Below are 23,315 nucleotides of genomic sequence, written 5' to 3' on the forward strand. Positions count from 1 at the left end.
AGTTAGAGAATAAGCAAAGCAAACCCCAAACCTAATTGATTAGTGCATTCGAAACACTAATGTTCCAATCCATAACATCAGCAAGAAATAATACAGAGACCATCCTTTTGCTGGAGGGAAAAATCGAGAAAGCCACCGAAGATGTTTTGTGTACCATTTGCCATCAAGCCAGACGACTAAATTGCATCCAATGCTATCAATCAACAAGAGAAAAAAAATAATTTTTTCAATCATAGGAATCCCAAAGTTCTTTTAGACGTTTATCCCGCCCACAAGAATATCGATAAAATCGATACCGTAACGGGTTTTTTTGATAATATTTCTGATGGTAAGCTTCTGCCGGATAAAAGGTTTTCGCTGGTACAATCTGAACAAGAATAGAGCTCACTTTATCTTCATCAATGAGTCTTTGCTTGTAAGCTTCTGCCAAAGACTTTTGGCTTTCTCCTTCGTAAAAAATGATAGGCCGATATTGCATTCCCTGATCACAAAATTGCCCATCATCTCTTGTAGGGTCAATATTGTGAAAATATACATCCAATAGATCCTCATAACTTATTTGCGCCGGATCATATTTCAATTGGATAACTTCTACATACCCTGTTTTACCTGCTGTTTGTCAATCTGCTACGAACTCGGAGTGCTTACCTCAATATCGTTTAATGGGAAAAAATTGATCTTAACTGAAAAGGAGTGCAAGCTACGTTTGAGTGCAGAGCAGTTTAAAGTTTTAAGAAAAGGAGGAACAGAACCTCCTTTTAAAAACGGTTACTTCGATAATAAAAAACCGGGAATCTATCAATGCGCTGGCTGCGCACTTCCTTTATTCAGTTCCAATGCCAATGATGATTCAGGGACAGGATGTCTTAGTTTTTGGAGAGCTATTTGTGAAGAAAATGTCGCCTTAGAAAGGAGTTACAACCCCTTTTCTTCTGGGAAAAAAGTGCCTTGTAGCCGTTGTGATGGCCATCTTGGAGACCTTTTTAACGATGGCCCGCCTCCTTCTGGAAAACGATATTGTATCAACTCAGTTTCCTTAAAATTCATTCCGAATCCATGAAAGTACCTAATTGGATTTTTTTACAAATTCGGACTTCAACATGATCGATCCAAAGCCTTTGATTTTCGCTTCAATATTATGCCCATCAACCTCTTCGACTAAATGAATATTCTTAACTTTCATTCCCACCTTAAGGGCCGAAGATGCTCCTTTGACTTTGAGATCTTTGACGATGACAACGCTATCGCCTTCATTTAGAACATTACCATGAGCATCTCTTACGACTTGCTGCTGTTGACTCTCTTGAGAATTGGGATCCTTCACCCATTCATGGCCACACTCAGGACAAATATAGAGAGTTCCATTTTCATAAGTAAATTCACTGCCACACTTCTCACAATTTGGTATTTTTTCCATCATTTCCTCAATATTATAGCGCTAATATAATCAAATCTATACTTAAACTAATTCAAAAGTTAGTTTTGGACAACGCGAAAGCTTTCGGAATTCATCGATCTTAAGTGACCCAATATTAGGAATATGAGACCACTTAAGATCGGCAAATTACGGCGCTTTGGCACAGTCTAAAGTCCAACTTTTGAAGTAGTTTGAGTATAGTTTCATATTAAAATCGCATCAAAATCTGAAGTGTCACCAAAGCAAAGATAGGCCGTTATTTGGATTTAAGGGAATTCTTACTCTGAAAAATCTTGCATCTTTGCGAAGATATTTTTCATAACTTGAACTTTCCCATCTTCAAGAATGACATAATGTTGTCGATGGGTATCAAGGGCAAAATTCAGGCTTTTCTTAACTACTTTTTCATAATCCAAGAGATATTTATCCCAATAACACTCAATGACACCCTCATCAATCCCTTCACCATCTTCCAAAAGGAGTTTAACCTTCACATGAGTATGGGGGGTGTGCCCAACAATTTGGTTCACCCCTTCTATGGGAGAAAAATCCATATCAAAGTCTTGCCATGTAATGCCTCCACAAGGGTAATTGCCTCCTCGGCTATAGCCGCATCCAAACAGCGGAGTCCCCATGTCTGCATAGCATTTTAGAAATGACTCTTTTTCGAGTCTGCTTAAATCCTCCAAATCAAAACCTTTGATAGGATGGAGCAGGTTCTGATGAATTCCAGCATGACTCATTAAATAGCCCTGGGCCCAATGAAACGATTTCGTCATGTCCCAACTAGCGCCCGAGTCAAGAATCTCATTAATAATCTCCGACTTTTCGTGGGTGAATCCTGGGCACAAAAGTGTAGAACTCATCGGAAATCGATAAGGCATATCGTGATTTCCTAGCAGATGCACACGCTTAGGCTCATGGAGCGATTGATTCAACCAATAGGCAGTACGCTTGGTGCATTCCACTGTCTCATCAAAGCTATCAAAATAATCACCCAAAAATACGGTCTGATCAGGCTTAACAGCTTTGATACACTTTTCAACCCAATCAATTTTATTATGTAAGTCGGCAATAATGAGTGTTTTCATAGAATTCCAATTGTCTTGTCTTCTTTGAAAAGAAGAGACCTTGAAGCTATCATTCATCAACTTCAAAGGTTACTTGAGTATAATTCTTTAAACATTTTCCTGTAAGAGAATCTCGATTTGCAGCAATTTCTTGAGGAGAGCCTATTGCGATCACTTGTCCACCAGCATCTCCACCGCCTGGACCAAAATCAATAATGGTATCAGCTTGACATATGGCATCTAGGTGGTGCTCAATGACAATCACAGTATTGCCCTTGTCTACTAGCCTGCTCAAGATGCGAAGCAATTTGTCCACTTCATGTGGATGCAGGCCGGTAGTTGGCTCATCTAACAAATACAATGTCGATTTCCTTCCCGATTTAGCAAGCTCTGTTGCCAATTTCATGCGCTGAGCTTCTCCTCCTGATAAGGTTGAAGTTGATTGACCTAAAACTAAGTATTCCAGCCCAACTTGCTCTAGCAGATCTAAAAGGGGAAAAATATTTTGATGATCACGAAAAACAGAGAGTGCTTCGCCTACAGTCATCTCTAAAATTGCGGCAATATGATGGCCTTGAAATTGGATAGATAAAAGCTCTTCAGTGAACCGTCTCCCCTCGCAGATAGGACATTCCACCTCAACATCAGGCATAAAGGTCATATCAATTGCCACAACCCCTGCCCCACCGCAATTTTCGCAACGCTGATCAGATGTGTTGAAAGAAAACTGATCTGGTCCAAAACCGGATGCTTTTGCTTCAGGTAAGGAAGCAAACAATTCCCGAACCGAGTCAAAAAGCTTGGTATAAGTTGCCACATTGGAACGAGAAGACTGCGTTTTTCTAACTGTGACCGGATCGACTGTAACGACGCGATGAAAATGCTCTAGCCCTTCGATCGAAACATGCTTTCCTGGGAGTTCGCTAGCCCCATAAAAATGTTGTCTTGCAACCTTGTCTAAGATGCCAAATAAGAATGTGGATTTACCCGAGCCAGACACACCTGTCAAAACAATAAACTGATTGACGGGAATAGTTACGTCAATCCCTTTGAGATTATAGGCACTCGCGCCACGGACAGTTACCACTCGGCCATCATGCGGACGCAATCGATTCGGCTCTCCTATTATTTTCTTCGCTAAATATTTTCCAGTGAGCGAAGTTGGACAAGATCGGACTTCATTTGGCGTACCACAAACGACAATTTCCCCTCCTTTGCTACCACCACCAGGACCGATGTCTAGAATATAATCGACCTCTTTTATCATTTCTAAGTCGTGCTCAATGATTAAAACGGTATTCCCAGCTTCTTGTATTCTCCTAAGTGTTTTGACCAATTTCCGTGTATCATGAGGATGTAATCCTGTTGTAGGCTCATCTAAGACATACAAAATTCCCGTGAGTCCACTTCCTAGAACACATGCAAGACGGAGTCTTTGGGACTCTCCAACAGACAGTGAAGGCAGTGAACGGTCCAAAGTAAGGTAGCCTAATCCGACTTCAATGAGATTTTCTACACGCTGCTTCATCGCGCATGCAAGAGCTTCAAAAACTTCCGATTCGTCTTGAGAAATTTCTTTTTCCAATGCCTGAATCCACGCAAGCAAATCGGTCAGACTTAGGCCTGTGAGATTAACCAATGTTTTGCCATGAACAGTGACTTCTCTCCCAATTTTTCCTAAACGGGTCCTTTGGCATGCGGTGCATGGCTTGTGTCGAACGTATTTTTTCATTCCTTCTGGGAGCGTGCGTGATTTGAGTAAATAGGAAACAAGTCCTTCAAATCTTCCTTCACTCACCTTTTTAGGCTTCTTGACGTTTTTGCGCGTCTTGACAAACTCCGGAAAATCCACACCATAAAGAAGAAAATTCCTCTGCTCTTCTGTATAGTTTTTGATAGGAACTGTTGTATCAAATGGAAAGTCATAATGGTGACTCGCTTTTTGAAGGACATTTTCGTAATAGGAGCTCATTCCCTCATCCCAAAAACTTACTCCCCCCTCTTTCAGAGATTTTTCTTCGTTTAGGACTTTTGGGATATCGACCTCGATAACTTCACCAACACCCTTGCAAACTGTGCAAGCTCCTGCTAGTGCATTAAAAGAAAAATGGGCCATTTTCAATTTCTCTAATTGATGACCACAATTTGGACACTGGAAGTAACTCTTTTTTCTCTTTTTTGAAAACTCTTCGTACTCGAACATTGTCAGGTGACTTTTGTCTTGCAAAGGTTGCATGATGATTTTTCCGCAGCTCTCACAGGGCCGATGACCAATTGCCGCAAACAAATTTCTCAAAATTGTGAGAATCCCTGTTTTTGTTCCAACAGTCGAACGAGGATTAAAATCTGCTACCCGTTGAGTCACACCTATCGAAGGAGAAAGACCCATGATATGACCGACTTTTGCTTTTGCTAAATGGTCAGTGGTCATTCCAAGGGATTCTAAAAACTGTCTAAGGCATTCTTTTTGTAAAACCTCCACCGCAATCGAAGATTTACCCGATCCAGAAGGGCCCGTTAATGCCACTAATTTGCCTTTCGGAATCGCAAAGCAAATATTTTTTAAATTGTGCTCTTTTGCCTCATGCACAATGATTTTGCCTAAATCAGCTGTCTTTGGCAAAGCGCATTTCGAATTGCAAACATATTTTTTATCCATGACTTTCTTCTTTCAACCACTGAATTTCAAGTGCAAGTTGAGCAATTCCATATCTGAGAGCTTTGAGACGAATCAGTTTGCGTGAAGAATCTGCTAAACTCTCGAGTCTCTCTTCGATCTTCTTGTACGTCTGGTAAGTCTCCTGGGCCTTTTCTAATCTTTCTTGAAACAGTTGCTTCATCTCCCGTTTTTCAGTGATGAAAAAGAGTTTGAGCAAAAACTCGTTACGTGGCGTCTCAGATCCAGTAGGAGCTTCAAGCCAAGACTGAAATTCTTCCCGCCCCCTCTCTGTGATCGAAAAGATCTCTTTCTTTTTCTTTCCGACAGAGGCAACTTCAGAAGCCACTTTTCCTTCTTTTGCCAAAACCTTGAGCATTGGGTAGATCGTCGAATCTGACTCTCTCCAGAAATAAACAGTAGACCTCTGCATAAACTTTTTAATTTCGTAGCCTGTCCGCGCCTCCTCTAAAAGCATCCCCAAAATTGCATATCTTGTTTTATTGACTAATCGCATAAAATACCTAGTTTCTGGGTATTCTAACAAACTGTTCCCCTATTGTCTAGAAGAAACCTTCCAAATTTTTTTATACCGCTTGGAAATCACTGCTATGCTAAACTATCCGCATGGAAGAAGAACGTGTATCAAAACTCATGGCGCGTCGAGGGCTCTGCTCTAGACGAGAAGCCGAACAATATATGGCTGAAGGCCGGGTCCGGGTCAATGGTAACCTCATTACAGAGCAAGGAACAAAAGTTCCCGTCGATGCCAAAATCACTTTAGATCAAGCAGGCTTGCAGCGCCTCACTATTGCGCTCAACAAGCCACTAGGCTATGTCTCGAACCTTCCACAAGAAAATTACCCGGAAGCCAAGGAGTTGATTCTTCCTGAAAACCGTTTTGATAAAGGCCCTCCTGTTGATCCTAAGTCGCTGCATGTTGTTGGGCGGCTGGATGTCAATTCGAAAGGCCTCATCCTCTTTTCTTCAGATGGACGGGTCGCCAAAAAGATCATTGGTCCCGACTCAGAAGTCGAAAAAGAATACATTGTCCGTTTTCTCGATCCTATTCCAGAAGGTGTTATCCAAAAACTCCGTTTCGGCCTTAAGCTTGATGGCAAACCTCTCAAGCGAGCTCTGGTTAAACGAGCGGGAGACCGCGCTTTGACAATTGTGCTTCGTGAAGGAAGAAATAGGCAAATCCGACGGATGTGTGAACTTGTAGGCTTGAGAGTCAGCTCACTTAAGCGGGTCCGCATTGGCAACATTCAACTGGGCTCTCTCCCTGTTGGCCAATGGATGGTTGTGAAATAAGATGCAGATTCTTGTTATCGGTGGTGGTCCCGCTGGTTTTTTTGCAGCAATTGCAGCAAAGAATACGTATCCACAAGCAACAGTCACCTTGCACGAGCGTACCAATAAAGTTTTAAGCAAAGTCCGCATATCCGGCGGAGGACGCTGCAATGTCACCCACGCCTGTTTCGATCCAAAAGAGCTCGTGAAAAACTATCCTCGGGGCTCTAAAGAACTCTTAGGACCTTTTCACCGATTCCAACCTACGAGTACCGTCCGTTGGTTTGCAGAAAAAGGAGTCGAGCTCAAAATAGAGGCTGATGGGAGAATGTTTCCGATCACCGATTCGTCGCAAACGATTATCGATTGCCTCCTTGCAGAAGCAAATCGAGTCGGAGTTGAAATTAAGCTTCAATCAAAACTCTCTATAAGTGAGATGGACGCAGACCGGTTAATTCTCGCAACGGGAAGCACTCGAGGGGGCTTTGAAATTGCTCAGCACTTTGGACATACCATTCAGCCTCCCGTACCGTCACTCTTCACATTTAACATTCCGGAGTTTCCCCTTGAATCGATTGCTGGAGTTTCCGTTGAAAATGTGCACTTAAAATTAGAGGGGACAAAACTATCTCAAGAAGGGCCTCTGCTTATGACCCATTGGGGCTTTAGTGGACCTGCAGCACTCAAACTCTCTGCATTTGGAGCTCGTCTTCTTGCAGAAAAAAATTATGAAATCGGTCTCTACATAGACTGGCTTCCCAAGTTTTCAATCGATGAACTCCTATCTCTATTTGCTTCTGAACACAAAGCGAAAAAACTCTCGGCAATCAGATCGATTCCTCTTCCTAAAAGGCTTTGGAACCTTTTATGCGGAGATGAAAACCAGTTATTGAGTCGCATGAGTAAACCAGCCCTCCGAAAACTTTGCGAAAAGCTTAAAGCAGATCGGTATCAAGTGAAGGGAAAGACAACTAACAAAGAAGAGTTTGTGACCTGTGGAGGCATTACTCTTTCTGAAGTGAATTTTAAAACGATGGAAAGCAAGCTTCATCCTGGCCTTTATTTCTGTGGAGAAATCCTCGACATTGACGGCATCACCGGTGGATTTAATTTCCAAAATGCCTGGACAACAGGTTGGATTGCTGGAACTGCTTAAATTTTTAGACTGTGTGAATTCATTAGCGCCTTGCAAACTCTTTCACAGATTATTAATAACCTGAAATCTGGGTTTATTTTGCTTAGTCTCAAGAGAGGAAGTTCTCTTAAATTCACGGTATTTTTGCCGATGGAAAGGGCCAAACGGTCCTTTCCATCGGCAAAAAGGCTGAGAAGAAAGAGAAAAATCCCTGAGAATGAGTGAAAGAAACTCAGAGTTCAGGTTAATAACTTAAGTAGTTTGAGTATATTCAACAACATCAAGTTTTGATGCATAAAAAGTGGAAAATGAAAAATTCCGAATGTCGAGTTTAACAAGCTAGGAAGTAACACCTAGCTTGCTTAAATGTATTGATGTGATTAGTCACCGACGAGGAAAAAGGAAACTGTTGACCCTAATGCAAGGGCCGCTGATTGTGTATGAGTGAGTTCTTTATTGAATAGGAATTTTTGATTAAAAAATGCTTGGTAAATTTTTTCGGTTAAATAAAACGCAACACCAAAAGAAACCACGTGAATCAAGAGTTTCTTTTCCTTTTCTCCAAAGTGGGCGGCTGTGAGAGTTTTAAGTCCGAAATAAGTTGCCGCATAGGTGGCACAACTAATGAGAGCGGGAATTTGAGCTTCAGAAAATGTTTTAAACCAAGGTTTTGCAAAAACTTGCCCAAGCAGTCCTCCAAAAGCACCGCGAGCAGCAACAAGTGGTAATGCTTGCATAGATAATCTCCTGTTTCGTGTAAGTGAAGTGAAAAACGTTACTTGAATTCATTTTAAAAAGCACCTATTTTTGATCCTTCAGAAACTATCGCAAGTAGGTAGTCCTAAAGAAGCCATGCTAGGTCTTTATTGCACTCACAAACATCGCTCGGGAATCTCTTGATATTGCAGTGGCTGCATTGCGAAATGCTTTACTTTTTCCTTAGTCTAATGGAGACACGCGGATAACATGGCCATCAGGATCTTGCACGAGAAACGTTCGACCAAAAATTTCATCACAAGGCTCTTGCAAAATTTTAATGTGAGGAATCTCTTTCCACTCTTCAAAGAGATTGTCAACGTCATCGCTTTTTGGAAGCATGATACCCACTTCAGAAAACCGGGGCACTGCAGGATCAGGCGTTGTTCCCCCAGTCCAAATAGCAAATAGGGTTTCACCTCCAGATGAAAAAGCCACATAACGGGGGCTTGAAAAAACGGGGTCAGCTTTGAAAAGGATCTTGTAAAAGGCAGTCGAACGGTCAATATCTGAGACATAAATAAGCTGAAGATTCGCTTTAGGTTTTGTAGTCATAAAACTCTCCTTTGTTTGCCTATGGATTTAATAAAAAACCGAACGCTCCCTTCGGTGCTCGTAAGAGCTGTTCAATAAGTTTTGGAAAGGCTTGAGCCCGCCTTTGAAGTGTCTCTTCAGTCCAAGGGTGGATCCCAAGATCTGTTAAAAACTGGATACCCGAAAGCATCAATTCAGCGCATTCAAGGGGTGTATCGGTTTGAAAGAGTCCTTCTTTACAGCCTTGTTCTATGAGCTCGGCATAGAGTGGCGCTTGTTTCATCAGTGTTGCTACAAGGAGGCGTGTATGCATTGACTCATTTCCCTGTTTATGCAAAGCATCTAAAACACGTGAACCTGCTTCAAGACGTCCTGCTTCCACTAGAGCTTCCAATTTTTCTAAGGCGCTCCCCTTCGCTTGTTCCACTATAGTGCGCATCTTATGAATCATCTCCTCAGAAATCTTTTCAATCACAGCTTCTAAAAGCTCTTCTTTTGAGCGAAAGTAATGGTAAATAGTCCCCTTGGCTATTCCCAATTGGTTCATGACATCTTGCATCGTCACTATGTCATACCCTTTTTGCTGAAACAAATCATGGGCAGCATCAATGATCTCTGCTTTTCTTTCTCGGGCTTTTTTAACAACTCTAGGCACTTCGACCTCGTTTTATATTGACCGACGGTCGGTCTTTTTGCTAACATCTTACCTTTTACCCCTTTAAAAGGAAACCATGAAAAATATTTTGATTTCTGGAGCCGGCATTGCTGGCCTGTCTCTCGCTTACTGGCTCAAACAATATGGGTTTCATCCCACCCTTATTGAAAAACACCCTACGCTTCGCGCTGAAGGTTACAAAATTGATATTCGTGGTGTCGCAGTCGATGTTGTCAAGCGGATGGGGCTTTGGGAAAAAATCTGTCTAAACCGTACGGCTATCAAAGAATCCCGCTTTGTAAATCAAACCGGAAAGTTCATTTCTGAAGTCCACCCCGATCTTTGTGGCGCACGTGTAGAAGGAGATCTTGAAATTGTTCGGGGAAAACTGTGTGAGCTTTTGTATGAGCATCTGGACGATGTCGAATGCCTTTTTGGAGATTCCATCACTAAGATTTCACAAGATCAAAAGCAGGTCCTTGTGGAATTTGAAAAGGAAAGTCCAAGAGTTTTTGACATGGTCATCGGAGCTGATGGGTTGCACTCCCACGTTCGAAAACTAGTCTGGGGAGACGAAAGGCAATTCTTGGACAAACTTGGGCTTAACATTTCATTCTATTCGATTCCCAACTATCTCGATCTCGACTGCGTTGAAATAGAGTATCACTCCCCTAAAAAATTCGTCATTGTCTATTGCCCACGCGATGGTTTAGCAAAAGCTGGTTTTGCCTTTGTTGCCAAACCAAATGAACTTAACTTGCGTGATAAAGAGCTGCAACAACAAAGTCTCAGAGAGGCCTTCCAAGACTGTCAATGGGAAGTTCCAAGCCTTCTAGACTTCATGGAAAAAACTCCTGATTTCTATTATGATTGCATGGCACAAGTTCATATGCCCAAGTGGTCGGAAGGGCGAGTGACACTTGCTGGAGATGCGGCCTATGCAGTCTCCCCTGTTGCAGGACAAGGGGCCAGTGTGGCACTTGTCGGCGCGTATGTCCTCGCCGGAGAACTTGCAACGGCAAATGGGAACCACTTCATAGCGTTTGAAAATTATGAATCTTGCTTGCGTGAATACATTAAGCAAAACCAAGACCTTGCACAAATGAGCGTTTCAATCCTCAAGGGTGATCGCTCATCATGGATTGCAACAAAGATCATGTGGCTCACCCTTCGTATCGGACAACTCATGCCTGCTAGTTGGATCCGTTTTTGGAAAAAACAAGGTCAAAAGCGCACCGCAAAGGCTGCAAGTGCGTTAACGCTCAAAGATTACTTAAGGCACGGTAATTCATGCAACTAGTTAGATGGTCGTTGACAAGACCAACGGCTTGCATGAAGGCATAGATAATCGTCGTTCCCACAAAGCTCATCCCTCGCTTCTTTAAGTCGTTGGAAAGGGTATCACTTTGCTCTGTTCGCGTCGGAATATCTTGCAAAGTTTTCCAATGCCCTATGACTGGTTTCCCCTCGACAAATTGCCAAACATACCGATCAAAAGAACCAAACTCCTTTTGGATTTTTAGGAAAACCAAACCGTTTTGACGGGCACTGAAAATCTTACGCCTATTTCGAATGATCGCAGGGTCCTGCGTCAATTTTTCTAGTTCTTGGTCTGACATGTTGGCAACTTTGACAGGATCAAAATTGTGAAAGAGTCGTCGGTACCCTTCTCTTTTTTTGAGAATCGTTTCCCAACTTAATCCTGCTTGGGCTCCTTCTAAAATGAGCATTTCAAAGAGGTGCTCTTCATCATGAACAGGAACGCCCCACTCTTGATCATGGTAGTCTGCGTAAAACTCTTTGCCAGTCCCATTACCAAAGCATCTTGTATTATTTTTTATTATATCGATTTTCATGAGCAAGTAACCATCGCTTTCTAGCTTTTCCTCCCCCATATCCACTTAAATCTCCGTTTGCACCGATGACTCGATGGCAAGGGATAATGATAGCAAACTGATTCATCCCATTTACTCGTCCTACTGCTCTTGCTGCAAAAGGTTTTCCACAAAGCTTTGCCAAATCGGAATAAGAGCGTGTCTCTCCAATGGGGATTTTTTTTAGCTCTAGCCAGACTGTTTTTTGAAAAAAAGATCCAATTAACTGAATTGGAGTCTGAAAACATTTGAGTGTTCCTTCAAAATATTGACTTAATTCCTCTTCTATTGAACAGATAGGAACGGTCTTGCCAGGAATAATAGCAGAATTTGTCTTTTGGCGAAGCACTTCAATCTCTTTTTCTAATCCTCGACGATTCACAAATTCAAGCAAATACAAAGATTCTTCATCTGCAATTCCTAACATAGGTCCAAGAGGTGTATCAATCCAATTAGCTTTTAATACCTTAATCTCACTCGACTTAGCCGGAGGACTACCCATTATCTTAGAAAAAGCATCTCGAAAACCACTCCCAGAATCATACCCAGAATCAATTTGGGCATCAATCACGAGTGCATTATCCTTTATTTGTTTTAATGCGACACCCATTCGACGAGCCCTAGCGTAAGCAACAAACGTCATTCCAAACCGTTTTTTGAAAAGTCTTGAAGCTTGAACTGCATTTGTCGATAATTCTCGAAAATCTTTTTCTTTCCATCTCCTTTCAGGAAATTTATCAACGGCTTGTAATAAATTACGAACGATTTCTGGTAATTCATTTGGACATGATAATGGCTGACACCGTTTGCAGGGACGAAACCCTGCTAAGACTGCTTCTTCAATGCTCGCATAAAATTCACAGTGGTCAAATTTTGGTTTACGTGCAGGACAAACCGATCGACAAAAGATACCAGTTGTCTTCACCCCAACATAAAATATTCCATCGTAGCAAGGATCTTTTTGAACTAAGGCTTCATAGTATTCTTTTTTTAAATCAAAGGATAGCATCTTATTACCTCTTTTGAGCCATTAATTATATTCTCAAATAACTTCAAAAGTTTGAGTATACACGACTCTAAAAATATCCATCGCCGAAAATTGAACTCGAATATTTTCATCGAGCTGTCAATTATTGCTTAGGAACGAGTTTTTCGATTAGTAGTTCTGTAGGAGAGCCATTCATGGTATCCATGAGCTGAAAGATCTCAATGAAAAGAGGAACTTCATCTGCATCGATGCCTAAAGTCAAGCGAATGGTAGCGTTTTCATCGGAAAAAAGCATCGCAAAGTTAGAATGGTAAAACCCAATGCTGCGACGATAAAAGATAGGCACTCCCTTTTCCATGCATTTTAAATAAAGAAGGCCACCGGCTAGAGTCGAACCTCTGATGGTGTGACCTGGGCCTGTAATCTTAATATCAAAAAATGAAAGGTCCGTTTCATGATCGAAGGGAACGATCCGAAATCGGGATCCTTCTTGGAAAAGCCTGGGGGGAATTTTATCGAGAACTGCGCGGGTGTTATCAAAGATATGTTTGCGGTACTGTTCAAGGTAAGGAGCAGCATTTTTGTAAGCTAAGCAAAACCAGTTTACACTCAAAGGATCAGTGACAAGTGCAGGAGCATCAAGCAGAGCATCAAAAGGAGCCCAGTGTGCTGCCTTACTGTGAATCATGTAAAAGGGGGCGCCGCAGTAATTATCCATCCCGAAGAGATCGAACTTGAGTCCGCTACGGTAACACACAACATTGAGAAGGCCTGATTCGATCTCGTCTTGAAAAGCCTCAAGAAGGGCCCCAACTCGAGGTGAATCGATGTAGTCAATGGTGCAATCAAGTGCGAGCGTCAAAGGTTTTCCTCCCCGTGTTGCAAAAGCTTTTTGCAGCATGTCGACAATGGGTTCAACTTTATATGCAGTTGGTGTAAGGTAAATCCTCTTTAGGGCTGGGTTAAATTGGGCCAATAAGAGATCGACTTCTTGCCAATCTCTCTCTGTGGCTTCTTCAACAGGAATACAATGAGTCACATGATCGCCAATCGTCACACATTCGTAGTAAGTATTTTCTCCAAAGAGGATGTAAGGAGCTCTTCCTTGCATCTTTTTGACCGCTTGTAAAACCCCTGTCATGCTAGTCATCCCCGAGGCATGAATAGAATAAGAGGCCAAAGGGCGAAGTGCCTGAGGAGTTGTAGAGAGAACTTCATGGTAAATAACGGGAAAGTCTGCTGCCTTGTAAGGGGAAAAAATTTCAAGTAAGACGGTGATTTCTGCGTGAACTTTTTCTAGTTCTGAAGCAATAGCAAAAAAGCGGGTTTTAGGATCTTTTTCTAGAATTTCGATAAGCTCCTGTTCAATGCGATCAAAGGCTCTTTCCACAAGAGCCCCCTGTGTGGGACAACGCATCACTTGAGTCCAATGCTCATCAGAGACTTTTTCTAAAAGCCCTTCTAAAATGCTTAGAGTCCCTCGAAACATAAGAGTTTTTTGGGGATGGGTGAGTTGCCACTTTTGGCCTAATTTTCTGAGGTGACCTTCTCTTTCTTGTTTTGATAAGGTCATTTGGGAAGAACCTGTCGTCTCTATCAAAGGGCGAGCCGGGAGGAGTAAACGATCGAGCTCAATCCGATTCGCTGTCAGCCCAAAAAAAGAGATCCATTCCAAAAGATAGCGGTAACCCTTTTCAATCTCTTGTGGGGATTGGCTCCTAAAAGGAAGTAGCCGTAACCCACCAACATTGTCTTGTTCCACTTTTTGGACGCAAAGAACATAGGGGTGGGAAGTTTTGGGTATGGCAGTTTGAAAAGACTCCCATGCTTGAAGCCATGTTTCGCCTGATTCTCCTTTTAGAATTTCTGTTAGATCGAGAACAATAGGTGAATGGGTCTTTCGAGGCACGTTTGCAAAGTCATCTGAACTTTTGAGAGTGAAATAAAAAGGAAAATACTCTTGTAAATCGGCAGGCCTTGTCAAAACGAGAGGATAAGAGCGGGGTTGGGGCAAAACCTCTTTCCACTTTTCCACTCGCTCAAGATAGGTATGCGATGCGGTCCTTCGAGGATCTCGCGCATAGATGCTTTGAGTTTCGGGATGAGTTTGGACCGAAATCCCAAAGATCGGAGCCACATGATTGACAATAAAAGGGTAAAATCCAGCGCATTTTGCTAAAAATCGCCGCTCTAGAAATCCAAGAAGCTTCTGCTCAGTTTCTGTCATTGCAGGGATTTGGGCAAGACCGAGCCGGTTTTCCTCCCATGAAGCAAAAGGGTGATAGGAGATTTTTTTCCCAATTTGAGAAAAAGCATAGTGGGCTGCCGACCCTGTAAGATGGCTCAAAACCAGGCACTCATTCCCCAACGTTGCATGCCAAGGAGAGAAATACGATACTGTACAAGCCATACGGGCTAAGAGGGATACGGACAAAAAAGCCGCTCCCGTCCCTAAGTAAGCAGCTCCTGAGATCACCTGAGATGCGAGTGTTTCGATTTTTTTTGCCTGGTGGGGGAAAGGATTTGGCTCCAAGGAGCCAGCAGTCGATACAAAGAGAAAAATAAATAAATAAAAGATTCTCTTCATATTTCTCCTCTTAGCAGAAGGGAGTTTTAAACCCATAAATAATAGATGGATTTTCGATTTTTTCAGGTTCTCAAGACTAAATTTACCACATACTTGATGAAAATAGGGATAAAAATGGTCATGAGAACGTGAGAAAAAGAAAAATTTCAGATGACCCTTCTGAGGTCATCATTTGGTTTTTATTAAAAAGATAACCCTATCTTTAATTGGTCAAAAAGTATAAAATGCATCTACTTCACAAACTAGAGAAAGAAATGACATTTAATAATTTATGCCTTCACCCTAAAATCTTGAAAGCCATTCAACTAGCAGGGTATCCCAAACCAACCGAAATTCAACAAAAAGCAATCCCCAAAATTGTCCAGGGTTTTGATATCAGAGCTTCAGCACAAACCGGAACAGGTAAAACCGCAGCTTTTTTACTACCAGCACTACATCGACTTATTTCACCTGCAACGAAATCAGGAATAGGCCCTCGAGTACTTATTTTGGCACCCACAAGAGAACTTGCCCAACAGATCGAATCACAAGCTAATAAATATAGCAAGTCTCTCCAACGGATCAAAACAGTTTGTGTTGTAGGAGGCATGCCTTATCCAGCGCAAATGCGCCAGCTCTCCCGCCCTCATGAAATTTTGATTGCCACTCCTGGCCGTTTAATTGATTTCATGGAACGTAATAAGATTGATTTTTCACGACTAGAAATGCTTATTTTAGATGAAGCCGATCGGATGCTCGATATGGGATTTTCAAAGCCCGTCGAACAAATTGTCCAAGCGACTCCTTCAACAAGACAGACCCTTCTCTTTTCTGCAACACTTCAAGGAGAGGTGATCAAGCTTTCTGAGAAACTATTAAACAAGCCCATGGAGATCATTGTCCATGCAGAACAACAAAAAGAACAAAACATCAAACAAACCCTCCACTTCGCAGATGATTTGAAGCATAAAAATCGACTCCTCGACCACATTCTCAATCAAGAAGAGACAGGGCATATGATTGTTTTCACTTCGACAAAGCGTCACGCCGATCAACTCGCGCGTGATCTCCGTGATAAACAACACCCTGTAGCAGCATTGCATGGAGACATGAACCAAAATAAACGGTCTCGGACACTCAACCAATTACGTAAAGGAAAAATCCGCATTTTAGTTGCAACCGATGTAGCTGCCCGAGGAATAGATGTTCAGTCGATCACACATGTGATCAACTACGATCTTCCAACTAATGTTGAAGATTACGTTCACCGTATTGGACGTACAGGTCGCGCTGGAGCAACAGGGCAAGCCCTTTCCTTCGTTTCTGATCGGGACACCTTGATGATGAAAAAGATTCAAGAATTCACCGGGCAAAAGGTGGATGTGGTTGAATTTTTAGGACTAGAAGCAACAGTAAAGAAACGCTCTCACCTACGTCAACATCGACAAAAAATGCGACCAAAACAAAAAGAAAACCCTTTTCATAAAGCCAAAAAAGACACTTTTCGCAAGCAAAAGTTTAGAAAGAGGAAGTCTAACGGCTAGTTGTCTGGAATATATACTCAAAGCCAGCTTAATGTAGTTTTAGCGTGCGATATGTGTCTTCGACTTGTCCAAGAGAAGAAACGCAGCAATTAAGGTCTTTTAATAGACCTGTAGAGATGTCATAGACCCAACCATGCACGCTAACTTTTTTCTGCTTTCCCCATGCATTTTGTACAATTGTTGTATGGCAAATATTCATAACTTGATAAAGGACATTGAATTCTACTAGGCGATTATATCTTTCTTTTGGATTTTCAATACTTTCAAGAGTCTCTTTTTCTCGTGAATAGATATCACGTATGTTCCTTAGCCAATTGTCGACTAAACCAAGTTGGGCCTGTTCCATCGCTGCTGCGACTCCTCCACACTGCGTATGGCCACAGACAATCACATGCTCTATGTTGAGGTACTCAATCCCATATTGCAAGACAGATAAACAGTTAAAATCTGTATGGGGAAAGATATTTGCAACATTGCGATGCACAAACACTTCGCCTGGTTCCAACCCTAAAATTTCATTAGCAGGAATACGGCTATCTGAGCACCCTATCCAAAGATATTTAGGTGTTTGGCATTTTGACATTTCTTGAAAAAAACTGGGGTTTACTATTTGCTGATTTTTCGCCCAACGTCTGTTGTTTTCAAAAAGCTCGTCAAGCTCTCTCACTATGATACCTTTTTTTCATGAAAGGATTTATTGTAGTCAGCCTACCAAAGCTTAATCAAGCAAAACTTTATCCCAACCCCCTCTTTCATTTAATTCATAGCTTTGAGTTGTTTCTGGATCTATTGCAACAAGTCTGACCCATTGGTTCAAAAAAAGTTTCCTTAAAACTTGTTGTTTTTCAAGGATTCTACTGATTTTGGAAGGGGGGGAGTAAATTATTGTGATTAAGCGTTGTAGTTCATGATAAGGGGTATGGTCATTTACATGGACTGACTGCAAGGGAAGCCCAAACATCAAGTCACTTCCATTTCCTTGCATGACTCCAATTTTTCCAACAACATTGTGTGTCACTTTGCTTCCAGAGCCAAAAGCAAGAGGGTCTAATGTAGAGAAAAAGTACTGCATATTGATCCACTCCGCAACAACCATCGGCCCCATTAAGATTGCTTCAAGTATTTTGTCCGTAGGATCTTGATCCCAATCATAAGAATGCAAAAAGCTCCTCCCCATCAAATCAATCCCAACTGTCAATTTCCTAGGACCAATGATAAAAGAGCCATTCTTTGCTAGCCCCCATTCAGGGCGTGTTTCAGACCATTTTTGCCCTCTCAATGAAGCTTTTCTCATAGAAGTTTTAGCTGTAGTTTTTACCCCAAGTTGCTTTAAACGCTTGATACGGTTTTCGCTACAAGCTTGCTCTAAATGCTCTATAATGGTTTGTAGTTCAAGAGTTTTCTCATCCTGTTCAAGAAAATAGGTGAATTGATCTGTTGTTGTATTGTGTTCACAAGCAATAAATCGTGTGTCTTGTGGAATATTTATACCTCTTGATTTGAGTTCTTCACGCACAGTTTTATCATTTAAAATTGCAACAATTGTTTGCGCATTTGTTCCTCCTCCATTGCCACTACAGGCACCACACTTAAGTGCCGCTGCATAAGGATTATTTTCAGTTTGACTTGTATGTCCACACACAAAAATATGTTTGCTAAAATGCTTGCTTAAACCAATTGAACACAAAAACGTCTCTGCATGATCAGTGCGTGCATGTATTGGATAATCTACCGTGTCAAGATTAGGGTGTTTTACAGCCTCAAATTGTCTCTGATAGCATCTATGAATTTTTTTCAATAAGTAAGGAGTGACAAGATTTACTACCATTCTAATACCGCACCAAAGCCCCAATGTTTCTACTAAAGTAAAAGGAGAAACAAAGCTATACTTCATAATTTGATACACTTCTTTTAATTTTCTTCTCATTTGAAATAATAGGTGATGTTTAGTTCTATTAGTCCCTATTATTTTTTCTTGAACTTTGTATTGAGGCTTGACGATTGCTGGGCAAGCTGTCAAGAAAGCATCACTTCCATATGGCTTCACAGCGATCGGTAAGCCGAAAAAACCTGCAGCACCAAAGGTTTCATAGCCTCCAATACTCTCGATTTCCCTTCTTATGGGTTCAGAACGTACATCAATGCAAAAAATGAATTGCGCTTTAGTCTGCAAGGCCAATGGCTCTCTTAAAGAACGGTTTTTAAATTTTCCAAGCAACGCCTGTAAATATTGGTCTTCACAGTCTTTTAGTTTTTGAATAAACATTGAATCACGAGGTCTTTTCAAAAATTGGTTACTTTTAGGAGGATTCAAATAATCTACTTCTTTCAGCGACCATAAAATAGACAAGCGCACCGCTAAAAAATCCAGTAAAGAAATCTTATATTGATCTGAAGATTCGGACCATTTAGCAAAGCCTGCCCAACCCGGAAGCTCTACTAACTGCTGTCGTAAATACTCCTCTTGATCAGCAATGGAAATATTTAGTTTATCTAAAACAAATTCGATAGCTTGATCGGCAGTTTCTGGAAGTGTTGCCAGCCAATTGCGCGCTTGAATCGAATTGTGATGGAGCCGCCTATCAAACCTTGCGATCCCACACCAGGCTTTGTAAAAATTCTCGTCTGCGCAAGGCATTGGAATGGTAGCTTGTCCTTGGGCAAGATAAGTTTGACACCATTTGATGAGCGCGATGTTCACCTCTCTTGTTAAAGAGTCTAACGGCCTTAAGCTATCGTAATAGGTTGATGCATAAGTAAAAGCATGATCAAATCTGAGCGATTCTAGGTCTTTTAGCGGGTTGGTGGCAATGAAATTTTGTATTGGCCATACGTTAGGAATAATATTCGCAGCGCGTTCAACAACTTCGCAGATCGTCTCAGTTTTTTTTCGTTGTAACTCATTCGAAACTTGCCAATTTCCTTCTTCTAATTGAATGATTCTTTCCTTTAGACCCACAAATTCACCTTCTTTGGATATTAATACTTATACTCAGCCCAGTGAGCTGTAATGGTTTTAGGATGGGGTTGACTCCCATTTAAACCTGCAACATACACTCTCTTCCATAGGGAGCTCTTTCGAAACTTGGAAAAACATCTAAATTGCATCAAGGCCCATGGAGTGATCAACACCAGAACTAATACAAAATGAACAAAATTAATAGGATGGGAAACAAATAAAGCTTCCATACCTAACGCTTTTTCGATTATCCCAACACTTAAAGCATATACCCATCCCATGATCATGCATAGAATTCCTGTTAGAAAAAATGACCAAATATTTGTTCTATTCATTATCGCATTCCCTAGTTGCACCCCTCCAATACATGCAATAATAACTAATACAGCACTGCTGTTAAAAAAAGATAAGGGGTAAAAACTTCCGTACATGAATCCTTCTGCCGCGAAAATCCCGCATCCTATTATCATAAGCACTCTCATGATCTTTAGTCCTTGTGGTGTTCGCTTTTTTTGTACAGTTCTAATAGACCCTGACCTTAAGAATAAGTAGGACTTAAACACGCCATGCCAACACAAGTGAGCAATTGCTGCAGGAAAAAGTCCAAGTCCGCATTGGATAAACATAAATCCCATCTGAGCCATTGTTGAGCAAGCCAACATACGCTTAATATCTGTTTGAATTAACTTCCAAAAAGTTCCAAGCGTGGCTGTCAAAAGCCCTAAAATCAAAATTAGATTCATCATTCCGATCGACTCCGCATAAATGGGGGCAAATCGAACGAGTAATACCCCTCCACCATTAATAAGGCCTGCATGCATGAGTGCCGAAACAGGAGTTGGAGAATTTGCAGAGCTAATCAAAAAACGATGGAAAGGCCAAATTCCAGAAAATGTCAATGCAGCAAGAATCAAACATAAAGTTCCCAAGGATTTTTGAAGTAATGAGCAACATTGAGCATTTTCTATCATCTTAGTCATTTCAAAATTTCCTGTATTCCAAGTAAAGATCGCTCCTGCAACAGCAATAAGTGCTAAACCCAATCCAAATGTAATGCTTGCCAAGCGACCCGCCTCTTTAGCTGCAGACCAACCTTTTTTATGTATCATAAGTCTAGTCAAGGTAAAATAGGCTACTCCAAGGGAAAATAAGAGCAGAAGTAGATGGTTTGCTATTACAGAACTTAAAAGCGCTGATGTAACAATCCCCAAATGGGAAAAATAAGTCAGAAAACGACGATCTCCCGCCATATAGCGAAGCGAAAAAATGTGAATGATCATACTTGTGAAAAGAATTAAGGTCGCAAGGACCCGTGAAAGTTCGGTGACTCGATATCCCAAAAAAGAAGCAGAGCTCTGATTAGGTAATTCTACTAGCCAAGCAAAACCACATCCTAATAATCCTAGAGCTGTCACCGTACTAGAAGTTAACGCCCCATACCTAAGACTATTACGAAAAAAAATTTGAATCGATATTGCTCCTAAAATAAGAAAGCTTATCAAAACTAAAAAGAAAATTATTGAATAACTGTCGTTTAGCAAGTTAAGACTCCTTCATGTTTTCCTTGCTTCATGTTAACGAATTTAGTAGAATTAGAGAAATTAATTAAGTTTATGATTTAGATAAGATTTTCTTATGATTGATTACGGAATTCACTGCTTCATAGCTGTAGCTAAAACTAAAAGTTTTACACGAGCTGCCGACATGGTTAAAAGAACACAGTCTGCTGTCACACAACAAATAAACAAACTAGAGCGCCAACTCAATAAACAACTCTTTCATAGAGGCAAAGAAATCACCTTAACAAAAGATGGTGAACTCTTTCTACCCTACGCACACAAACTTTCTCAACTCTCTAAAGAAGTCACAGATTGTTTTTCAAAGCCTGAATTAGAAGGAGAAATTACCATCGGGATTCCTGAAGATTTTGCCACACTTTTTCTATCTGACATTCTCTTTGACTTTACAAGTTTACACCCTCGGATTCGGCTTAATGTTGAGTGTGATTTAACAGTAAGACTTTACAACAGCTTCAGAGATGGATTATTTGATATTGTAGTTGTCAAAATGTCACGCCCTGAAGATTTTCATTATGGAGTTGAAATTTGGTCCGAATCACTCGAATGGGTTAGTGCGCCACAGTATTTAAATACCATCGATTCGATTAACTTCCTGCCTCTCGTTTTACTTCCAGAGCCATGCGTATATCGAGCTCAAGCTTTAGCAGCATTAGAAAAAGCAAACATTCCTTGGAAAATTGTCTTTAATAGTCCAAGTTACGTTGGAACAACAGCGGCAGTTAAAGCAAGAATAGGGGTGACAGCGCTTCCTAAAACCTTAATTCCGGCTGATCTTGTGCCAATTGAAAAGAATGTCTTACCCGAACTTCCAGATATTCACGTATCTCTTCTGAAAAAATCTTCTGAAAGTCCTTCAATTCAAACCTTAGAAAGTTTTATCCTCGAAAAATTAGGAAGAGCCTCTATACATGCAACAAATAGCAAAACAACTCAAAGACCTACAAAACGTTGGCAAAGCTACATTAAAAGATCTAGAAGTTCTCGGAATCGATACGATTGAGCTCTTAGCTGAGCAAGATCCAACTTTTCTCTTTCAAGAATTAGAAAGACGGACCCAAAAACAGCACGACCCCTGTGTATGGGATGTTTTTGCAGCCATCATTCATGAAGCAAAAACAGGCACCCCTACAAAATGGTGGGAGTGGACAGTGAAGAGAAAAGCCCTCGACTCCCCCTTACACGCTGAGGGGAATAGTGATTGAAAGGGCCATAACCGCTACAAGAGAAAAGATGAACATCCTGCGCGCCCATTTCTGATCACTCCTCGCTTTAAATCCTTTGATTCCCATCCAAAACCAGTAGAGACCAATCAAAGTGGAAACAAAGAGATAAAGTAAAGAGACAAATCCAAAGACGGTAAGTAGCGAAGAGACGCACATAAAAAGGCCGATGTAGAGTAACATCTGCACTTTAGTCGCTCCTATCCCCTTTTTAAGGGGTAAGACCGGAATCGCAGCGGCATCATAATCTTTCAAGCGATAGACAGAGATTGCAAAAAAGTGGGGCATTTGCCACATCATGATCACGCCAAAGATGATAATTGCAGCGAGATCCAAACCACCTGACACCGCCGTATAACCTACAACGGGAGGCACAGCACCTGCAATGCTGCCAATGAGTGTTCCATGAATGGTGCGATACTTGAGAAAGCTATAGAGCCCAACATAGACGACAAAACCAAGAAGAGCAATAAAAAGAGTGAGCAGGTTAGTCAACTTTGCAAGTAAAAAAACACCAGAAAGACCTAAAAGAGTCGCGTAGATAAGAGCTGCTAAATTTGAGACACTTCCAACTGCTAAAGGGCGATTACGGGTACGGCTCATTTTACGATCTGCTTCCCGATCAATATAATTGTTAAAGACACAAGCCGAAGCAACAATCAAAGAAAGCCCTTCAAGCATGGCAAGAAGAAGCCAAAAGTCAAAGTGCCCTTTCGAAGCTAAAGCAAATCCTCCCACCGCAGTGATGGCATTGCCCATGATAATTCCAGGTTTAATCAATATGAGATACGCTTTAAGCGATAACGGAACTCTTTGAGATTGTATTTTTTCCATCTATTACCTTCGTGTCTAGTCTACAAATGAGAATTGTGTTAGAAAAAAAGAAAAGCAATTTACAAAAGGTAGATGCATGAAAAAGCTCTCGATTCTTCTCATTCTCGCCTATTCTTTAGTTTCATTTACTTCCTGCAATAAAAAGGAAGAAATCGCTGAAAATCCTGTGGGCTGTGGTTGCTCCGCGGTGATGGACTGTGAAGCCGGTTGTGCTTGCGGTTGTCAAGATTAACC

The 23,315-nt window shown here is 41.3% G+C and carries 23 protein-coding genes and 1 pseudogene; 8 read left to right on the forward strand and 16 right to left on the reverse strand.

All coding sequences use genetic code 11. The features are described from left to right. Positions 1-39: 39 nt before the first annotated feature. Both SNE_RS08270 and SNE_RS08275 read right to left on the reverse strand, forming a co-directional pair. The gene (locus tag SNE_RS08270; protein ID WP_013943950.1) at positions 40-234 is read right to left on the reverse strand and encodes a hypothetical protein; all 195 of its coding nucleotides are present in this window, start codon (positions 232-234) and stop codon (positions 40-42) included. Next, positions 227-601: pseudogene (locus tag SNE_RS08275) on the reverse strand (peptide-methionine (S)-S-oxide reductase); the annotation flags it as partial. The gene SNE_RS08270 and the pseudogene SNE_RS08275, both read right to left, overlap by 8 nt. 72 nt (positions 602-673) lie before the next feature. On the opposite strand from SNE_RS08275, the gene msrB reads away from it, so the two are divergent. Further along, on the forward strand, positions 674-1,060 hold the full coding sequence (gene msrB, locus SNE_RS08280; RefSeq protein WP_197535196.1) for a peptide-methionine (R)-S-oxide reductase MsrB: 387 nt from the start codon (positions 674-676) through the stop codon (positions 1,058-1,060). Positions 1,061-1,066: 6 nt separating this feature from the next. On the opposite strand, the gene SNE_RS08285 is transcribed toward msrB, so the two are convergent. The 4 genes from SNE_RS08285 to SNE_RS08300 all read right to left on the reverse strand — a co-directional run bounded on the left by SNE_RS08285 (position 1,067) and on the right by SNE_RS08300 (position 5,660). Further along, the gene (locus SNE_RS08285; RefSeq protein WP_013943953.1) at positions 1,067-1,417 is read right to left on the reverse strand and encodes a zinc ribbon domain-containing protein YjdM; all 351 of its coding nucleotides are present in this window, start codon (positions 1,415-1,417) and stop codon (positions 1,067-1,069) included. A 278-nt stretch (positions 1,418-1,695) separates the two neighbouring features. Continuing rightward, the gene (locus SNE_RS08290) at positions 1,696-2,508 is read right to left on the reverse strand and encodes a metallophosphoesterase (protein WP_158307231.1); all 813 of its coding nucleotides are present in this window, start codon (positions 2,506-2,508) and stop codon (positions 1,696-1,698) included. Between the two features lie 49 nt (positions 2,509-2,557). Continuing rightward, positions 2,558-5,146 (reverse strand): excinuclease ABC subunit UvrA, encoded by a 2,589-nt coding sequence (uvrA, locus tag SNE_RS08295; RefSeq protein WP_013943955.1) that lies wholly within the window; start codon positions 5,144-5,146, stop codon positions 2,558-2,560. After that, positions 5,139-5,660, reverse strand: coding sequence for a PadR family transcriptional regulator (locus SNE_RS08300; RefSeq protein WP_013943956.1), 522 nt, complete (start codon positions 5,658-5,660; stop codon positions 5,139-5,141). The genes uvrA and SNE_RS08300 overlap by 8 nt, the downstream gene beginning before the upstream one ends. Before the next feature lie 110 nt (positions 5,661-5,770). On the opposite strand from SNE_RS08300, the gene SNE_RS08305 reads away from it, so the two are divergent. Both SNE_RS08305 and SNE_RS08310 read left to right on the forward strand, forming a co-directional pair. Beyond that, positions 5,771-6,457, forward strand: a complete 687-nt coding sequence (locus SNE_RS08305) for a pseudouridine synthase (protein WP_013943957.1) — start codon at positions 5,771-5,773, stop codon at positions 6,455-6,457. A gap of 1 nt (position 6,458) precedes the next feature. Then, entirely contained in the window at positions 6,459-7,592 is a 1,134-nt protein-coding gene (locus tag SNE_RS08310; protein WP_013943958.1) for a BaiN/RdsA family NAD(P)/FAD-dependent oxidoreductase, read from the forward strand. A gap of 359 nt (positions 7,593-7,951) precedes the next feature. Here the strand turns inward: SNE_RS08310 and SNE_RS08315 are convergent, their stop codons facing one another. The 3 genes from SNE_RS08315 to SNE_RS08325 form a co-directional block, all read right to left on the reverse strand. After that, positions 7,952-8,308 carry a hypothetical protein gene (locus SNE_RS08315; protein WP_013943959.1) on the reverse strand — a complete coding sequence of 119 codons (357 nt, stop codon included), beginning with the start codon at positions 8,306-8,308 and terminating at the stop codon, positions 7,952-7,954. 202 nt (positions 8,309-8,510) lie between these two features. Further along, the gene (locus SNE_RS08320; RefSeq protein ID WP_013943960.1) at positions 8,511-8,882 is read right to left on the reverse strand and encodes a VOC family protein; all 372 of its coding nucleotides are present in this window, start codon (positions 8,880-8,882) and stop codon (positions 8,511-8,513) included. A gap of 19 nt (positions 8,883-8,901) precedes the next feature. Beyond that, entirely contained in the window at positions 8,902-9,516 is a 615-nt protein-coding gene (locus SNE_RS08325) for a TetR/AcrR family transcriptional regulator (RefSeq protein WP_013943961.1), read from the reverse strand. Positions 9,517-9,592: 76 nt separating this feature from the next. Here SNE_RS08325 and SNE_RS08330 point away from each other — a divergent pair, with 76 nt between their 5' ends. Next, on the forward strand, positions 9,593-10,816 hold the full coding sequence (locus SNE_RS08330; protein WP_013943962.1) for an FAD-dependent monooxygenase: 1,224 nt from the start codon (positions 9,593-9,595) through the stop codon (positions 10,814-10,816). Here SNE_RS08330 and SNE_RS08335 read toward each other — a convergent pair. The 3 genes from SNE_RS08335 to SNE_RS08345 form a co-directional block, all read right to left on the reverse strand. Next, positions 10,779-11,372, reverse strand: a complete 594-nt coding sequence (locus SNE_RS08335; RefSeq protein ID WP_013943963.1) for a DNA-3-methyladenine glycosylase I — start codon at positions 11,370-11,372, stop codon at positions 10,779-10,781. The two genes, SNE_RS08330 and SNE_RS08335, sit on opposite strands and share 38 nt — an antisense overlap. Then, positions 11,347-12,399 (reverse strand): bifunctional transcriptional activator/DNA repair enzyme AdaA, encoded by a 1,053-nt coding sequence (locus SNE_RS08340; RefSeq protein ID WP_013943964.1) that lies wholly within the window; start codon positions 12,397-12,399, stop codon positions 11,347-11,349. Before SNE_RS08340 ends, SNE_RS08335 begins: the two co-directional genes overlap by 26 nt. A gap of 121 nt (positions 12,400-12,520) precedes the next feature. After that, positions 12,521-14,965: a hypothetical protein gene (locus SNE_RS08345; RefSeq protein WP_041418969.1), complete on the reverse strand. Its 2,445-nt coding sequence runs from the start codon at positions 14,963-14,965 to the stop codon at positions 12,521-12,523. A gap of 254 nt (positions 14,966-15,219) precedes the next feature. Between SNE_RS08345 and SNE_RS08350 the strand changes: the two genes are divergently transcribed. Further along, positions 15,220-16,488, forward strand: coding sequence for a DEAD/DEAH box helicase (locus SNE_RS08350; RefSeq protein WP_041419406.1), 1,269 nt, complete (start codon positions 15,220-15,222; stop codon positions 16,486-16,488). A gap of 28 nt (positions 16,489-16,516) precedes the next feature. Here SNE_RS08350 and can read toward each other — a convergent pair whose 3' ends face one another. The 3 genes from can to SNE_RS08365 are packed head-to-tail and all read right to left on the reverse strand — an operon-like array spanning position 16,517 to position 20,988. After that, on the reverse strand, positions 16,517-17,155 hold the full coding sequence (gene can / locus SNE_RS08355; RefSeq protein ID WP_013943967.1) for a carbonate dehydratase: 639 nt from the start codon (positions 17,153-17,155) through the stop codon (positions 16,517-16,519). Positions 17,156-17,206: 51 nt separating this feature from the next. Then, a complete protein-coding gene (locus SNE_RS08360) occupies positions 17,207-19,447 on the reverse strand; it encodes a DUF2309 domain-containing protein (RefSeq protein ID WP_013943968.1) in 2,241 nt (746 codons plus the stop codon). Positions 19,448-19,467: 20 nt separating this feature from the next. After that, on the reverse strand, positions 19,468-20,988 hold the full coding sequence (locus tag SNE_RS08365) for a proton-conducting transporter transmembrane domain-containing protein (RefSeq protein ID WP_065757295.1): 1,521 nt from the start codon (positions 20,986-20,988) through the stop codon (positions 19,468-19,470). A 94-nt stretch (positions 20,989-21,082) separates the two neighbouring features. Between SNE_RS08365 and SNE_RS08370 the strand changes: the two genes are divergently transcribed. Both SNE_RS08370 and SNE_RS08375 read left to right on the forward strand, forming a co-directional pair. Then, entirely contained in the window at positions 21,083-22,027 is a 945-nt protein-coding gene (locus SNE_RS08370) for a LysR substrate-binding domain-containing protein (RefSeq protein WP_013943970.1), read from the forward strand. Next, on the forward strand, positions 21,936-22,229 hold the full coding sequence (locus SNE_RS08375; RefSeq protein WP_041418972.1) for a helix-hairpin-helix domain-containing protein: 294 nt from the start codon (positions 21,936-21,938) through the stop codon (positions 22,227-22,229). The genes SNE_RS08370 and SNE_RS08375 overlap by 92 nt, the downstream gene beginning before the upstream one ends. On the opposite strand, the gene cyoE is transcribed toward SNE_RS08375, so the two are convergent. Then, positions 22,203-23,081 (reverse strand): heme o synthase, encoded by an 879-nt coding sequence (gene cyoE / locus SNE_RS08380; protein ID WP_013943971.1) that lies wholly within the window; start codon positions 23,079-23,081, stop codon positions 22,203-22,205. The genes SNE_RS08375 and cyoE overlap by 27 nt on opposite strands. A gap of 76 nt (positions 23,082-23,157) precedes the next feature. Here cyoE and SNE_RS13205 point away from each other — a divergent pair, with 76 nt between their 5' ends. Next, positions 23,158-23,313 carry a hypothetical protein gene (locus tag SNE_RS13205; protein WP_013943972.1) on the forward strand — a complete coding sequence of 52 codons (156 nt, stop codon included), beginning with the start codon at positions 23,158-23,160 and terminating at the stop codon, positions 23,311-23,313. Positions 23,314-23,315 lie beyond the last annotated feature (2 nt).

It is taken from the genome of Simkania negevensis Z, from assembly GCF_000237205.1.
GTDB classification, from domain to species: domain Bacteria; phylum Chlamydiota; class Chlamydiia; order Chlamydiales; family Simkaniaceae; genus Simkania; species Simkania negevensis.